Source organism: Alkalicoccus luteus (assembly GCF_052061695.1).
Lineage (GTDB): Bacteria > Bacillota > Bacilli > Bacillales > Salisediminibacteriaceae > Alkalicoccus > Alkalicoccus luteus.
In genome coordinates this window covers 61,065-76,544 of record NZ_JBPZEY010000003.1, presented here as the reverse complement: position 1 = coordinate 76,544, position 15,480 = coordinate 61,065, and the positions used below count along the sequence as shown (strand labels likewise).

Genomic DNA, 15,480 nt, shown 5'->3' with positions numbered 1-15,480 from the left:
AGCAGACAGACAGTAAAAGGACGGGATAACATGCTCTCAGAAGAAAAGGCAGTTGTCGTATTCAGCGGCGGCCAGGACAGCACGACATGCCTTGCCTGGGCAGAGAAACGCTTTGCTTCAGTGGAGGCTGTCACGTTTGATTACGGACAGCGGCATCGGCTTGAAATTGAAACTGCTGCAGCTATCTGCAGCGAGAGGGGAATTCCGCATACGGTGCTCGACATGAGTTTGCTGAATCAGCTGGCCCCAAACGCCCTCACCCGGAAAGATATTGAAATTGAACAGCACGAAGGAGAACTTCCTACCACGTTTGTCGATGGCCGGAATCAGCTGTTCTTAACGTTTGCTGCGATAAAAGGAAAACAAAATGGAGCAAGGCATATCGTAACAGGAGTTTGTGAAACTGACTTCAGCGGTTATCCGGACTGCCGCGACGTATTTATCAAATCTTTAAACGTGACGCTGAATCTGGCAATGGACTACGAGTTTGTCCTGCATACGCCTTTGATGTGGCTCGATAAAGCTGAGACATGGGAGCTGGCAGATGAACTTGATGTGTTCGACTATGTGCGTGAGAAGACATTGACCTGCTACAACGGAGTGGTTGGAGACGGATGCGGAGCTTGTCCGGCTTGTGAACTTCGCAGACAAGGCCTCGAAACGTATTTACAACGAAAGGAAGCATGATGATATGTTTGGTTTCCGGATCGTCGATAAGCTGGAACAGCTTGGCGAGGACATTCAAAAAAGCGAACTGAAATACCATCAAAAACGTGTTATGGTCTCAAAAGAATTCACGTTTGACGCCGCACATCACCTTCACGCATATGAAGGGAAATGTAAAAACCTGCACGGGCATACCTACCGGGTCGTGTTTGGGATCAGCGGCTATGTAGATGAGATCGGGATTATGATGGATTTCGGCGACATAAAAGAAATTTGGAAAGAGCAGATTGAACCTTACTTGGACCACCGCTATTTAAATGAAATGCTCCCTCCAATGAACACTACTGCTGAGAATATGGTCGGATGGATTTTTGAGCGCATGGATGAGGCCCTGAAGGAACAGCGGAGCGGGCAGCAGTGCCGCACGGAATTTGTACGTCTGTTTGAGACACCGACGAGCTATGCAGAAATGAAGCGGGAGTGGATGCTCGATGACTAAACAGCCGTCACTTCCCGTACTCGAGATTTTTGGGCCGACGTTTCAAGGTGAAGGAATGGTAATCGGCCGGAAAACGATGTTTGTCCGTACCGCAGGCTGTGATTATTCGTGCAGCTGGTGTGATTCAGCATTCACATGGGACGGAAGTGCGAAGGACGATATTCGTATGCTGACGCCGGAACAAATCGTAGCAGAATTGGATGAGACGGCTCCGGATAATTTTTCGCATGTGACGATCTCCGGCGGGAATCCAGCTCTCCTGAAGCACGTGGGTTCGCTCATCGAACAGCTCCATGCACGAGGGGTGCAGGCAGCGCTCGAAACGCAGGGGAGCCGATGGCAGGACTGGTTTGTCGCTGTTGACGATTTAACGATTTCGCCAAAGCCGCCCAGTTCTGGCATGAGAACAGATTTCACCGTGCTGGATGATATTCTTGATCGCCTTCGAGTTGAAAACAGGCTTTCGCATACAAGTTTAAAAGTAGTCATCTTTGACGAAGCGGATTTTGTCTATGCGAAAAGCATTCATACCCGTTATCCAGACGTGGCGTTTTATTTGCAGACCGGGAATGATGAAACCGGGGAAGAGGCGGATACGTCGAATCTTGCGTCACATCTGCTCAACCGCTACGAAAAGCTGGTCGACTGGACGATGGCCGATAAAACGATGAACAATGCGCGCGTGCTCCCGCAGCTTCACACGCTCGTATGGGGCAACCAGCGTGGTGTTTAGGACACTGCGCAGTTGTCTCTTTCTTTTTTGAACAGATTTGGTATAATATCCGAGGATACGAACATAGCAGGAGAAAGGGGTTTAAAACCGATGGAAAAAGCAGCATATCGCGTTTTGCTCTATTATTTGTATACGGACATTGAGAATCCGGAAGAAGCTGCCCAGCAGCATTTGGAGTATTGTAAAAGTATTGGTCTGAAAGGACGGATTTTAATCGCGAAGGAAGGCATAAATGGAACGGTTTCCGGAACGATTGAACAAACAGAACAGTATATGAATGATATGAAGGCAGACAGGCGCTTTAAAGATATTATCTTTAAGATAGATGAAGCCGAAGGTCATGCATTTAAAAAAATGCACGTGCGCCCGCGTCCGGAGCTCGTTACTCTGCGCCTGCATGAGGAAGATGTAGACCCGCGTGTGACAACGGGCCGCTATTTGAAGCCGATGGAATGGCTCGAGAAGATGAAAGATCCGAATACGATCGTTCTCGATGCCCGAAATAAATACGAATATGATCTCGGACACTTCGATGGTGCAATCCGGCCGGATATCGATTACTTTCGTGAGCTCCCGGAGTGGGTGGATGAGAACCGAGAGATGCTTGAAGGCAAAGAGATCCTGACCTACTGCACCGGCGGCATCCGCTGTGAGAAATTCTCAGGGTGGCTGAAGGAGAAAGGCTACGATAATGTGAATCATCTCGAAGGCGGTATCGTAACGTATGGAAAAGACGAAGAAGCGCGAGGACGAGGCTGGAAAGGTCAGTGCTATGTATTTGATGAGCGGATCAGCGTGCCGATCAATCAGGAAGAGCATATTGTCGTCGGCCGTGATCATTTCGACGGCGAGCCATGCGAGCGCTATATTAACTGTGCAGACCCATCCTGTAATAAGCAAATTCTAGCTTCTGAGGAAAACGAAGCATTCTTTCTCGGCGCCTGTACACACCAGTGCAGAATATCGCCGCGTAACCGCTACGTGATCCGGGAAGGGCTGACTGATTCACAGGTTGAAGAGCAGCTCCAGAAAATTGATGAACGGCTGAAAGTGACGAAATAACGGCATCACGAAGAAGCCAGGATAACAAGGACGCTTCACGTTCGCGTGGAGGCGTCCTTTTTTTGTGTGAAATGAGTGAAACATCAAAGAGAACGGGGCGGAAGAACACCCTGAAAAGACGTTACATTCACCGGAAATAGTTTTGTCGTAATTTGTCGAATGAATTTTCTTTCCTTTTTAAAATTACCTGCTAAACTTAAGCAGAATTCGATTTTATACAGAGAGAAAGGGGAGCGATCTCCAATGCTTGAAGCCGTTATTATTTTCTTCGCGCAGCTGTTATTTGTCCCGATTTTGACCCTTCGTACGATTATGATGGTTAAATCTCAAAAAGGTAAAGCAGCCGGTCTCGGTGTGCTAGAAGGTGTTATATATGTCGTTGCTGTCGGTCTCGTGTTAAGTGATTTATCAAACTACTACAATATGGCTGCCTATGCATTAGGATTTGGAGTCGGTCTCTATATCGGTGCAATGGTGGAAGAAAAGCTTGCGATCGGCTATGTCACGATTGAAGCGAATATCCCTCAGCCAAATGATGAGCTGGTGGCCCGGCTGCGAGAAGTAGGTTTTTCTGTATCGACTTCTTCCGTTCAGGGAATTGAGACGGAGCGATATATGCTTTTCTGCACGGCTCGCCGGGACCGGGAAAAAGAATTTTACCGGATCATTGAATCCTTTGAAGAAAGAGCCTTTGTAGCATCTTATGAACCGCGGAGCTTTAAAGGTGGATACATTACGAAGGGCATGCGCCGGCGCCGCGAATTGTTTAATAAAAAGCGAGCTGCTAAAAAGTCTGCTTAAGCGTCAAAAGAACCGCCGGAGATCCGTCTCCGGCGGTTTCAGAGTGTTGATAAAGTCATTTCAGGTGAATGGACTTTGCATCTGCCTGCATCTGCGGACCCTCGCTTTCCGGAGGGAACGGCCTCAGCTAACCGCTTCTTCCTTTCGTCAGAAGCGCTGGATCTTCGCCTCGTTCTGATCCTCTCGGAGTCGAGTTTCCTCCGATTTAGCAGCTGGCTGTCCGGTTAAAACCCTGGTGATGATTCACACGAGTTTGTTCCATCTAGAGGGAACCTTTCGTTAGGCAGCGCTTCGATGTCGAATCGGGATGAACGTCAACGTACCCACCAAAAAAAACCGCAGCGTCCAGCGATTGGAACGTTTTTCTCCATCAAACAAATTCATTTCCCCTTTGTGTCCGGCGTGCCCGTGGAATTAGCGCAGCCTGAAGATCCTTACTCAGGGTGCCCCCATGTATAACGGGAATAGCTCGGCTGCACTCGCGCTTTTCATGCCATTCGCAGATCTGTACAGCACGGCATCTTCAGCCTGCTTACTGACCTGAATCGAAAGGCGCCTTAGCTAAAATCCGTTCGAAGACAGCTGCCATATCGTCCGGCTGCAGAAACTCTACCGGCGATGCTTCTTTATCAAATGAAAAAGCTTCTCCTTCCAGAACAATCACATAGCGGTCGTCTTTTCTCGCAATATGAAGGCGTTCGCCAAAGTCTTCAAGCAGGCCTTCTATTTTCATGTGATCCAGCTTCAGCTTTAGTTTAACCTCAGGATTGCGATCGAGAATCGGGCGGCTGACTTCTCTTACCTGCTCTTCATCCCAGCGGTTTTGCAGCGTTCGCTCTTCCGTATTTGCCCATGCCTCCAATACTTTCTCCTCGGCAATCCGTTCTTCACTGTCATCTTCAAATTCGCTCAATACGGCTTCGCGGGCGCTCTCTATAACTGCTACTGCGGCTGCCTCCCGCTTCGTCTCCGGATATCCGACATAAGGCAGAAAATCCTCAAAATAGCTGGCATGGGAAGCCTGGTGTATTTTTACTTCCCACGGTTCAATCATGCCTTCCTGCGGCATGTGCGGGAATTGAACGGCTTTCATCCCTTTTGTGGAAATCGCTCGATTCACCTGCCGCAGCAGTTCTCCCTCTGATGAGCCAACCGTTACAATGTGGTCCTCAAAGTCACATTTAGCAGCGAGGACAAATGGTTGGGAGGACCATTCTGTCACCGTAAGCTGCACGAGCATGAGAATGCCTCCTCTTGCTGAATTGGTTCCGGCGTAAGCGTCGGCGAGGCGGACGGCTGCTTTCTCAAGCGCTTCTGCGGAGGCTGCCTGCCGGAGATTTTCCAGCATGGCGTAATTTGGATTAGAGCCGAGTTCATATCCGTCTTCGACAATAAACTGCCCTACCTTTGTCGCTGATTTATGGCTTGTCGGATTCCGGTCCGCCTTTCGCTTCAGCATTTTACGGAATTCTTCATGCAAAAAGGACTCAAGCGCGCTGCCGGCATACTCAGAAGCTGTCACGGTTTGTTCAAGCCGTGCCTGACGAACGCTTCCTTCTCCGGACTGAACCGTAAAAAATGATACAAACTGTACGTGCATATCCATCGTCATTCCTCCATTAATCGCAGCGCCAACTGGCGGTAATGTCACTTTGTTCAGTGTAGCATAACTATATAGATATATAATTTAACAACACAGAAAAAATCGGGACAAATTTGTTCCCATATTATGACATCGTGAATCCCATAAGGATAGGGGTTGAGAGCGTCTTAACAAGTCTATAAACGTAGACTGAAAGAAAGGAATAAATATAATTTTCAAAAAACAATCTTTACATTGTTCGACAAATTTAGTACATTTGTCATCACAGTAGTTTTTCGGACTGCTAACTATTTATTTTTAGGGGGAACAATCTGTGAAGAAAAGTACATATTTAACGTCAGGTCTGCTGGCTTCTTTCGTGGTGCTGGCCGCATGTGCCAGCGAGCCGGATAACGATGGAGCGGGTAACGATGGTGCACCGCCTGATAACACAAACAATACAAATGAGGAAGCTGCAGACAACAATAACGGCGACGGTGAAGTGGAAGAACTTCAGGAAGGAAATGATTTAATTATTGCCACGCTTTCTGACATCACGTCACTCGATCCGCATACGACAAGTGACGTACCGTCCGGTAATGTGCAGATTAATATTTTTGAAACTCTCACAAAGTCAGATGAAAACTTCGAAATTCAGCCGCATCTCGCAGAGAGCTGGGAGGATGTGGAGGAAGATATATGGGAATTCCAGCTTCGTGACGATGTTACCTTCACCGATGGCGAGGAGTTCAATGCAGAAGTAGTGCAGCAGAACCTTGAGCGTCTTCTGGACCCAGATGTCGGCTCTCCGCGGGCAGGGCTTTTTGAGGTCATTGAAGAGATAGAGATCGTCGATGACTACACGATTCGACTGCATACAGAAATGCCGTTTTCTGCACTGCCGGCTCACTTGTCAACGTATCCGTCCAGCATGGTCTCGCCAGCTCTGATTGAAGCAGACTACGAGAATATGGAAGATGAGGGGCAGCCAGGGGATATTGTTAATGAAGAACCGGCAGGAAGCGGTATGTTCACACTTAACGACTGGGACCCGGGTAATCAGGTTGTCCTGGACGCTAACGAAGAGTACTGGGATGGACGTGTAAACGTTGATTCCGCTACGTTCCGAGTTGTTTCTGAGGATCTCACAAGACTCGGTGAACTTGAAACTGGTTCTGCTCACGTGATTGATCCAGTTACGCCGAGTGATATGTCCCGTGTAGAAGGAACAGATGGAGTAAACATCTTCCAGACTGAAGCGGCGAGCATTACCTATATGGGCTTCAACGCAGATGTAGAACCATTTAACGATCCCGAAGTGCGGCGAGCGCTTGATATGGCCGTGAACAAAGATAATATGCTGGAAGGTGTGCTCGAAGGAAATGGTACGCCAGCAGTCGGTCCAATTAACGAAACGCAGTTCGGCTTCTCGGATGAAGTAGAAGCAAATGAATATGACCCAGAGCAGGCACAGCAGATTTTGGCTGATGCAGGCTATGAAGACGGATTCGAAACAACGCTTTGGACGAACGACAGTCAGGAGCGAATGGACATTGCAGAGCTGATTCAGGCGGATCTGTCCATGATCGGCGTGGACGTATCCATTGAAGTACTTGAATGGGGAGCCTATCTGGATGCTACTGCAGAGGGAGAGCATGACATGTTCATTCTTGGCCTAAGCTTGCCGACGATGGATGCAGACTATCCGCTGCACGAGCTTTTCCACTCTGATTCTGTTGGAGAAGGAAATCGCTTCTTCTTTGATGATGCGGAGTTTGATGCCTTGATTGCAGATGCTAGGGAAGAGACAGATGAACAGGCCCGTGAAGACCTGTACGTGGAAGCAGTAGACTACCTGAATGAAATGGCTCCGGCCTCCTTCCTCTATCATCCGGACCACATTATGGGCTACCGGGATGAAGTGAGCGGTTTCTGGGCAGATGGCTCAGGGCTGTACCAGCTTAGAGACGTAGAAATCGAACAGTAAATTGAAAGAATCAGTCCGTCCTTCGGGTTAGGTAATTCCTTTTGGAGAGCCCGGAGCAGGCTTGTACTGAAGTTAAAGCTCGAGTAGGCAAGGCATTGACCGTAGTCGTTACGGTCAATGCCTTTTGCTGTTTCTTTCAGAAGAGGACAGAAAATGGTAAAATAAATTGACTTCACGCACAGACTGGAGGCGTTTGATATGCAAGAGGAAAAAATCGTGCTCGGACTCGGTTGATTCTGGGGACCAGACGGCCGGTTCGGTCGTTTACAAGGAGTTACGTCGATTCGCTGCGGCTACGCAGGCGGAAATGAGCCCGTTCCAACCTACCGGAATATGGGCTCCCATAGTGAAACGATTGAAATCACGTATGACAGTGAGATTCTCTCGACTCGTACCCTGCTGGAGGAATTTTGGGATCAGCATTCTGGTAAAAATCATGGATATGGCGGCAGACAGTACATGTCTATTTTATTGTATACTACAGAAAAACAGTATCAGGAGGCAGAGCTTCTGCTGAGCGAGTTCAGAGCGGAGGGCCGTCAGGTGGATACAGAACTAGCTCCCTTAGAACAATTTACGGAAGCTGAAGCATACCATCAAAAGTACGTGCTCCGCCGGTTTCCGCGCGCGGTTGATGCATTAACCGCTGCTTATAACAGCAGCTGGTACCGCTCGACTGCCGCGGCAAAGCTGAACGCATGTGCAGCAGGCGAACTTTCTTCTGTTGACGTCCAGCGTCAGCTGTCTGAAGATCAAGCAGCAGTGGATCTTGCTGCTTCTGTAAAATGGTAGTTTTTTGGAGGAATGGTCATGCGGCAGTCTGATTTAACGAACAGTTTCAAGGAGGGAAGGATGAGAAGCTGGCTTTTCTGGTTCCGAACCCGTCTGCAACGTACTCTACAGTGGGACAGAGGACTGGAGGGTGCTGTTGCTGCCATGTTTCTTGCGGCAGCTGCAGCCGGTTTGATCGGAGCGCTCTCTACGCCTACCGGAATAGGTGTCTGGTTCGATGTTCCGGCTTTCACAATCGCAGCGGTCGCAGCCTGTGCGCTGACAGCAGCGGTCTTGGCACCGCTGCTTTCTCTGTTTTACATTCCACTGCCGAGAGTGTTGTTGAGTGCTTCCGTTTTTACAGCAGGCTTAGTTTATTACATACAGGATGAAGCGAGTCTTGGCACGGTTTTTACGGCGATCATGACAGGGATTTACATACTGAGTGCCTATTTGCTTGGTTTTTTGTTTCAAATTTGGGGCGGTGCTGCTTCCAGCAAGAAAAAAACACTGCTTTCGCTCGTTCCGGTGACCTGGTTTTTGTTTCTGCTGTTTTTTCACCCGACGATTGATCAGCACGAGTCGGAAAGTACGTTTGAAGGCAACCAGTACATCACTCCTCTGTCAGTAGATCACCCTGGTGAACCCGGGGCTTTTGAGACGAAGCAGCTGTTTTACGCAAGTGGAGGAGACAGGCACCGCGTTCACTTTGACGAAGGAATGGATTTTGTCACGAGAACGGTTGATGCGACCAGGTATGTGGAAGAAGGAGAATGGCCGGGTTGGCGGAGCCGCTTTTGGGGATTCGATGAGAGTGCGTTCCCGCTGAACGGGGAAATGTGGCTTCCGGAAGGGGAAGGGCCCTTTCCGATTGTCCTTATCGCGCACGGCAATCATCGAATGGAAAATTTTTCAGACGAGGGATATTCTTATCTTGGGGAACATTTAGCGAGTCAAGGCTATGCTGTAGCTTCTATCGACCAGAACTTCGTGAATTTCTCCAACTGGACAGGAATACCTGATGAAAACATGCGGCTTCGAGCCTGGCTGTTTATGCAGCATATGCTCGAACTGAACAGGCTGCAAAATGAGGAGGATCATGTGCTTTCCGGAAGGCTGAATATGGAACAAATTACGTTGATCGGCCATTCCAGGGGCGGACAGGCGGCGGCTATGGTACCGGATTACGAACGATTTTTTGAAGGGGATTTTACACTTTCCGGTATAGAGGATCTGCCGGTCGCATCGGTGATCGGTCTTGCTCCTACAGATCAGACGGTTGATGACGAAAGGGCCGCTCCCTCAGGAGTGAACTATTTAACGCTGCACGGAGCCAGGGACGGAGATGTGCATAATTTCCGCGGTGACAGACAGTATGGGCGCACCACTGTGGAAGGGGAAGAACTGAAAGCAGCTATTTATATAGCGGATGCTAATCACAGCCAGTTTAATACGGCCTGGGGGCGGGCGGATATGCGCCTCCCTGGGGGCATGTTTTTGAGCAGAAAGCAAATGATGGAGCCGGAAGATCAGCGTGCGGTTGCGAAAACATTCATCACGGCGTTTCTGCATGCCACGATTCGAAACCAAACCCAGTATGAGCTGCTATTCCGGGACGTACGCTACGGTGCAGACTGGCTTCCGGACACCAGCTACGTATCGCGCTTTCAGACTGGGCATTATGAGCCTCTCGTCACGTTTAATCGAAATAATGACCGCAGCGAATTTCCGGAAGGGGTCGCAGCCGAGGCCGAAGGGTTTACAGAGTGGGCGAAAACATCAACAGAGGATCGCGCTGGGAATCGGAAAGCAGCTGATGGTGTGATCTTGGAGTGGGGAGACAGCGGAACCTACCGGCTTTTGCTTCCTGAAGAGTATCGGAATGACTATTTTAGTGGAGATGAAGATGCTCTCACGTTTTCGATGTCGCAAATGGACCGCGAGCTGGGAGGGGAGCTTAGAGGTTCTACCGATCCTTCTCTGGAAATCGGTCTGCTGTTTGAAGATGGAGAAACCGTTGATATTCCCCTTCAGGCCTACTACGATATTCCATCAGCCATCTGGACTCAGTATTCCCGATATCCATTTTTGGAAGATCAGTTCCGGGACGGCAAGTATGAAGAAGCGATCGAACCTGTCTTTCAAACGTATGTGATCCCTGCCGCTTTATTTGATGGGTATGCACCGAGTGAGCTTGCTGCGCTGGAATTCCGGTTCGGTGAAGGTCCCGGACGGATGATTATCGATGACATCGGTTTCGAGCAGCTTAATGACTAAATGTCTGCTTCTGATAGAAAAACCAGGCACTTGAAAGGTCCTGCCAGCTGCTGAATTCGGAGGACCGCGGCTCAAAACGAGGCGAAGCTCCGGCATACAGCGGAAGGAGAGCCGAGCCCGGTCTCTCCGGAAAACGAGTGACCTCAGAGAGAGCGTTATTCATCCTTAAAGACGTTATCGACACACTGCCAGGCTGGAAGTCCATGCTTCCAGCCTGGTTTTTAACGTGGATGAGTAACTTGCTCATTCGGATCAGGTTCATACCTAGTGGCTGCTTCATGCAGCTGCTGGAGAAACGCTTCGTTATAAGCAGCGGTTTGATAAGGCCGTGCACGGCTTAAATCGAACGTTCTCCCACACGATCGATGTGCGCAGGTGACCTGCTCCGCTTCTGGTGCCAGTACATACGGCCGCCGCTTTTTGCAAGCTGGACAGGTTGCCCGGACCATAACAGCCACTGGATCCTTCCGGTAAGCGCCGTCCGTTTCATCCCGGGAAAGCTTCGTCTCCTGCTGAAACAAAAAAGCGTTGGTTGCTGCGCGGCCGGTTCGCTTTATTAAAGTTTCCAGCTTCAGCTTTGGCGCTTTATTTTTCGTCGGGCGCTTAGTGACGGTAATCCTGTCGTATTCATCGATTTCAAGCAGTCCGTACCGGTTTGGCACTTCCTCCTTCGAAAGCAGTCCTGATGGAGTCAGGAGGTAAGCGTATGTCGCTACCGCCTCGTAACCCAGCTCATCCTGCAGAATATGATCACGCAAAAAATCACTTCGTGTTGCTTTTACTTCAATGATCCGGGATTCCTTTCGTTTCATGTTAATCCCGACGGCATCAGCGGTCCGCTTTCGCCGCTTTACAACAAACTTTACTTCTGTTGCACATAAATCGGTCATTTTATCCTTCAGCCATAGAAGCGCCTGGTGTTTAAGATGCTTATGAACAGTACTTTCCATAATGAATGTGGCTCTCCTTTATCGTGTGAATTACGTCAGCAAGAAAACATCAATCAGGAAGATACCAATTAACGCTGCCTGGATCAGTGCTTTTGCAAATGTGCTCGTCAAAAAGCCGAGCAGTGTTCCAACGGCGGTTTTGGCCGCCTGAGCCAATGTCCGTTTCTGCACAAGCTCCGTTGCCATGACAAGCAGAAAGGGTACGAACAGGATGCCAAATGGCGGTACAACAAAAGTGCCGATAATCAAGCCAATGGTAGCCGCCGTCATTCCGTGTTTAGTTGACCCGTATTTTTTTACGAAGTACATACTGGCTGCATAATCTGCTACGAAAATGATAATCGTTAACAGCACGAGCGACAGCCATGTATACCAGCTGACTCCTGCTCCGTCGATGAAGAACGCATACAGGATAACGCCTGCCCAAATGACAAGCACAGAAGGTATGATAGGGTAGAGCAGGCCAACGAAGCTCAAAAGAAACAGAGCGGCAATGACCACCCAAATAAGCAGTTCCACGTAATTCCTCCTCTAAAAAGCTTTTTCCTGCCTGATAGCAGCAGTTTGCAGTTTTTTCATGAGATGCGGCGTCCTCCGCAGCACGTAATAGCTGGTGCCGTTTCTGCTTTGATAAGCGGGGTTGCGCTGAATCAGTCCCTGCTCTTCAAGTTCGTTGACGGCTGGTGTAACGTTTTGCACGATGCAGAGGTGATCCTTGGACGAATGCTGAATCAGCCGCCAGAGAATCTGTTTTTCCCGCCGCTCAAGCTGTTGAAGCTTTCGCCATACCGGCCGTTCGCTTTCCGGGAGCTGTTCTTCTGTCAGTTTCATCGTCCGCCTCCTCCCCGCTGGGAATCATGCATTTACTTATAGTATAATGGAAAACGGAACCAATCAACACTATCAGCCTTTATCAGATAGTGTCAAAGGAGGACCTTCATTATGAAAGCGTTTGTACATGCTGGAGAACCTGGACTGAAGGGGACTGCGGTAAAGGATATACCGAAACCGGAGCCCGGTGCAGGAGAGGTCAGGCTGAAAGTCGTTACAGCCGGCTTGAATCATCGGGATTTGTTCGTGCTTCATCGACATACGGAAGATAATCCGCTCGTGATCGGTTCTGATTGTGCCGGGATCGTGGATAAGCTGGGGGAAGATGTAGAAGGACTGGAGGAAGGAGAGGCAGTTGTTGTGAACCCCGGGCTGCACTGGGAGGAAGAAAGTCCGGCACCACCGGAGGGCTTTGAAATTCTCGGGTTTCCCGGTGACGGCACTTTCGCGGAATACGCTGTAGTACCGGCTTCTTCACTGGAGCCGAAGCCCCCTCACTTATCATGGGAGGAGGCAGGAGTCTTTTCGCTTGCTGCGTTAACTGCTTACCGTGCGCTGTTTACTCGCGGAGGCCTGCAAAGTTCGCATACGGTCCTACTTCCCGGCGTAGGCGGAGGAGCTGTAACACTGATGCTCTTGTTTGCCAAAAAAACTGGTGCGAGGGTGATAGTCACGTCCCGCTCTGAAGCAAAGAGACGTATGGCGCTTGAAGCTGGTGCCGATGCAGCGATCGACAGCTCTGGAAACTGGGAAGAGCAGCTTGAAGGAGAAAAGGTGGATCTCGTAGTTGAAACCGTTGGAGCAGCAACGTTTCAGAAATCTCTGGATCAGCTAAAAAAAGGCGGCACGATGGTGATGTTTGGAGCTTCTGCGGGTGATGAAGTAAAGCTGAATCTGCGTGAATTCTTTTATGGGCAGTACAATTTACTCGGGTCTACTATGGGGAGTCATGAAGAATATCGGGATATGCTTGCCTTTATCAGTAAGCACAATATTCACCCGCTCATGGACAAGACCTTTTCGCTGAAGGATGCTAATGAAGCATTTCAGCGCATGGAGGAATCCGGGCAGTTTGGAAAAATAGCCTTTCGCATTTCCGGGGAGGTGGAAGAATGAAATTCCGCCCGGCTCGCGTCGAGCAGTTTTTCCGGACGTATGTGATTCAGCATTTTTCCATTTCGCCGGATGAGAAGCGCATGCTTTTTTCAACGAATCTCAATGGGAAAATGAATGTATGGGCGATGGATTTACCGGATGGCTTTCCATATTTGTTCGCGCAGACCGGTCAATCAGCCCAATTTTTAAAAGAGGATAAACGTGGTTCCTGTGTGATTGCCGCATTCGATAAAGACGGAGACGAGAACTATCAGCTGCATGCACTGCCGCCGGCAGGCGGGCTTCCGGAACAGCTTTTTGAAGCACGTCCAGGAGAAAAGCACTTTTTTCATGATCTCCGCGAAGACGGCAGTCTTTATTTTTCATCGAGCAGAGGCAACCCATCTTTTTTAACTGGATGGCGCTACGACTTGGAGAGCCACTCGCTTGAACAGCTGTTTGAAGGAAAACGAGGTGCCGCGTTTTTTAAAGCGGTAAGTCCGGATGGAACCCTTGCGGTTGTAAGCGAAATGCGTGCTAATACGCACGTTCCTGCCTATGCGGTTTATGAGGGAGAATGGCAGGCCTTAAGCCGTACACCTGATGAGCCTCATGTAACGGGAGATGCTGTTTTTACAGATGACCATACGCTGTTTATGGTAACAAATGAGGAAGCGGAGTTTTCTTTTTTAACAAAGGTGGATTTGAGAGACGGAAGCCAGCAGCCTGTGCTTTCTCTTCCGAATGAGAGCATTACGTCGCTTAAGCGTCATGAAGAAAGTGGAGATTTGATTTTCACAACGGAAAAAGGAGTCGCAGATAAGCTTTACCGATGGCGCAGCGGCGCTGCTGATCCGGAGGAGCTGCAAGCCCCTTTCTCTATTATTCAGCAGTTTTCTATGACCGCCAGTGGCGATATTTACGTGCTGGGCATGGAAGCGGACACGCCTCTTAACATCTTCCGATACCGGGGAGACAGCTGGACGATGTTAACGAAAAACCTGGTCCCGGGCGTTCCTTCCGAAGAGTTGATTCAGCCGTCAACGGTGAGCTACACGTCGTTTGACGGTACTGACATAGAAGCTCTTCTGTTTCGTCCAAAGCCGGAAAAGGATAACGGACACATGATTTTTTGGCCGCATGGCGGTCCCCAAGCTGCGGAAAGACGACAGTACCGGGCTATGTTTCAGTCGTTTCTGCACGAAGGATATGCAGTTTTCGCTCCTAATTTCCGCGGCAGCACCGGTTATGGATCTTCCTTTGTGAAGCTGGTTGAACAGGATTGGGGGGAAGGGCCCCGTCTGGATTGTACAGCCGGAATTGAATGGCTCTTTAAAGAAGGATACTGCAGCCCGGATCGGCTGTTTCTGATTGGGGGCAGCTACGGTGGCTATATGGCGCTGCTGCTGCACGGCCGTCACAGCGATTATTTCCGCGCTGTGGTCGATATTTTCGGGGTATCCAATTTGTTCACATTCATTAAATCGGTGCCGGATCACTGGAAGCCAATTATGGATCGCTGGCTCGGAGATCCGGTTAAAGATAAAAAGCGACTGGAAAAGGACTCCCCGATTACGTATCTTCACGGCATGAAAAAGCCGATGCTGGTCATTCAAGGGGCGAACGACCCTCGCGTCGTGAAAGAAGAATCTGATCAAATCGTAGAAGCTTTAAAACGTCAGGGCACTGAAGTAGATTATCTCGTCCTGGACGATGAGGGACACGGTTTCTCGAAAAAAGAAAATGAGATTCGAGTCTACCGCCGTATGCTCGATTTTTTGGCCGAGCATCAGCAGTAAGCAGCTGTTTTTGGCTTTGCCAGGCTGGCATACAGAACGACCCGCTCCGTTTAACTGGAGCGGGTCGTTCTGGCTGTTGAAAAAAGTCTTTCAACTTATATGTTTATTCGTTTGATTGTATTTTTCTCTGCTTACATAGTCTTCCGTGGGCTGGCCTTCAGCTATTTCTCAGAGTGACCCCTATATGAAGGGAAGAAAGGCAAGGGAGGATGGCGCGGCTTCCACGGGCATGCCGGACGCATCGGGAAAACGGCTCTGTTTGTTGGAGAACAACGTCACGACAGGCAGACGCGACTGTTTTTTTACGTTTATCATGCGTTCGATGAAGGACTGGTATCTCTATTTAACATCAAAACGCCTCATCGGAAGGTTCTATCCGTATGGAAGCCGATCGTGCCTTCATAAATAGACACATGAAACGCACTGC

At 49.4% G+C, this 15,480-nt stretch carries 13 protein-coding genes and 1 pseudogene; 10 read left to right on the top strand and 4 right to left on the bottom strand.

Going from position 1 to position 15,480, the window contains the following annotated elements; all coding sequences use genetic code 11:
- Positions 1 to 30: 30 nt before the first annotated feature.
- The 5 genes from queC to ACSZLD_RS04445 all read left to right on the top strand — a co-directional run bounded on the left by queC (position 31) and on the right by ACSZLD_RS04445 (position 3,761).
- On the top strand, positions 31 to 687 hold the full coding sequence (gene queC, locus ACSZLD_RS04465) for a 7-cyano-7-deazaguanine synthase QueC (RefSeq protein ID WP_377908004.1): 657 nt from the start codon (positions 31 to 33) through the stop codon (positions 685 to 687).
- 4 nt (positions 688 to 691) lie between these two features.
- Complete coding sequence (queD, locus tag ACSZLD_RS04460) at positions 692 to 1,165, top strand: 6-carboxytetrahydropterin synthase QueD (protein ID WP_444684367.1); 474 nt, start codon at positions 692 to 694, stop codon at positions 1,163 to 1,165.
- On the top strand, positions 1,158 to 1,898 hold the full coding sequence (queE, locus tag ACSZLD_RS04455; protein ID WP_444684366.1) for a 7-carboxy-7-deazaguanine synthase QueE: 741 nt from the start codon (positions 1,158 to 1,160) through the stop codon (positions 1,896 to 1,898). The genes queD and queE overlap by 8 nt, the downstream gene beginning before the upstream one ends.
- A 90-nt stretch (positions 1,899 to 1,988) precedes the next feature.
- Positions 1,989 to 2,960, top strand: coding sequence for an oxygen-dependent tRNA uridine(34) hydroxylase TrhO (gene trhO / locus ACSZLD_RS04450; RefSeq protein WP_444684365.1), 972 nt, complete (start codon positions 1,989 to 1,991; stop codon positions 2,958 to 2,960).
- Between the two features lie 243 nt (positions 2,961 to 3,203).
- Positions 3,204 to 3,761 carry a DUF2179 domain-containing protein gene (locus ACSZLD_RS04445; RefSeq protein ID WP_377908008.1) on the top strand — a complete coding sequence of 186 codons (558 nt, stop codon included), beginning with the start codon at positions 3,204 to 3,206 and terminating at the stop codon, positions 3,759 to 3,761.
- A gap of 532 nt (positions 3,762 to 4,293) precedes the next feature.
- Here the strand turns inward: ACSZLD_RS04445 and ACSZLD_RS04440 are convergent.
- Positions 4,294 to 5,367: a DUF3900 domain-containing protein gene (locus ACSZLD_RS04440; RefSeq protein ID WP_444684364.1), complete on the bottom strand. Its 1,074-nt coding sequence runs from the start codon at positions 5,365 to 5,367 to the stop codon at positions 4,294 to 4,296.
- 310 nt (positions 5,368 to 5,677) lie between these two features.
- Here ACSZLD_RS04440 and ACSZLD_RS04435 point away from each other — a divergent pair, with 310 nt between their 5' ends.
- The 3 genes and pseudogenes from ACSZLD_RS04435 to ACSZLD_RS04425 all read left to right on the top strand — a co-directional run bounded on the left by ACSZLD_RS04435 (position 5,678) and on the right by ACSZLD_RS04425 (position 10,378).
- Positions 5,678 to 7,330, top strand: a complete 1,653-nt coding sequence (locus ACSZLD_RS04435) for a glutathione ABC transporter substrate-binding protein (RefSeq protein ID WP_377908010.1) — start codon at positions 5,678 to 5,680, stop codon at positions 7,328 to 7,330.
- A 246-nt stretch (positions 7,331 to 7,576) separates the two neighbouring features.
- Positions 7,577 to 8,122, top strand: a pseudogene (locus ACSZLD_RS04430) (peptide-methionine (S)-S-oxide reductase); the annotation flags it as partial.
- 60 nt (positions 8,123 to 8,182) lie between these two features.
- Entirely contained in the window at positions 8,183 to 10,378 is a 2,196-nt protein-coding gene (locus ACSZLD_RS04425) for an alpha/beta hydrolase family protein (RefSeq protein ID WP_444684363.1), read from the top strand.
- A gap of 221 nt (positions 10,379 to 10,599) precedes the next feature.
- Here ACSZLD_RS04425 and ACSZLD_RS04420 read toward each other — a convergent pair whose 3' ends face one another.
- From ACSZLD_RS04420 to ACSZLD_RS04410, 3 genes are read right to left on the bottom strand one after another with little or no spacing between them, the layout of a single operon-like run.
- A complete protein-coding gene (locus tag ACSZLD_RS04420) occupies positions 10,600 to 11,328 on the bottom strand; it encodes a hypothetical protein (RefSeq protein WP_444684362.1) in 729 nt (242 codons plus the stop codon).
- A gap of 30 nt (positions 11,329 to 11,358) precedes the next feature.
- Positions 11,359 to 11,847: a DUF456 domain-containing protein gene (locus tag ACSZLD_RS04415; RefSeq protein ID WP_377908013.1), complete on the bottom strand. Its 489-nt coding sequence runs from the start codon at positions 11,845 to 11,847 to the stop codon at positions 11,359 to 11,361.
- Between the two features lie 12 nt (positions 11,848 to 11,859).
- Positions 11,860 to 12,159, bottom strand: coding sequence for a hypothetical protein (locus tag ACSZLD_RS04410; RefSeq protein ID WP_377908014.1), 300 nt, complete (start codon positions 12,157 to 12,159; stop codon positions 11,860 to 11,862).
- A gap of 111 nt (positions 12,160 to 12,270) precedes the next feature.
- On the opposite strand from ACSZLD_RS04410, the gene ACSZLD_RS04405 reads away from it, so the two are divergent.
- Both ACSZLD_RS04405 and ACSZLD_RS04400 read left to right on the top strand, forming a co-directional pair.
- On the top strand, positions 12,271 to 13,275 hold the full coding sequence (locus ACSZLD_RS04405) for a zinc-binding dehydrogenase (protein ID WP_444684361.1): 1,005 nt from the start codon (positions 12,271 to 12,273) through the stop codon (positions 13,273 to 13,275).
- The gene (locus ACSZLD_RS04400; protein WP_444684360.1) at positions 13,272 to 15,053 is read left to right on the top strand and encodes a prolyl oligopeptidase family serine peptidase; all 1,782 of its coding nucleotides are present in this window, start codon (positions 13,272 to 13,274) and stop codon (positions 15,051 to 15,053) included. The genes ACSZLD_RS04405 and ACSZLD_RS04400 overlap by 4 nt, the downstream gene beginning before the upstream one ends.
- Positions 15,054 to 15,480: the final 427 nt, after the last annotated feature.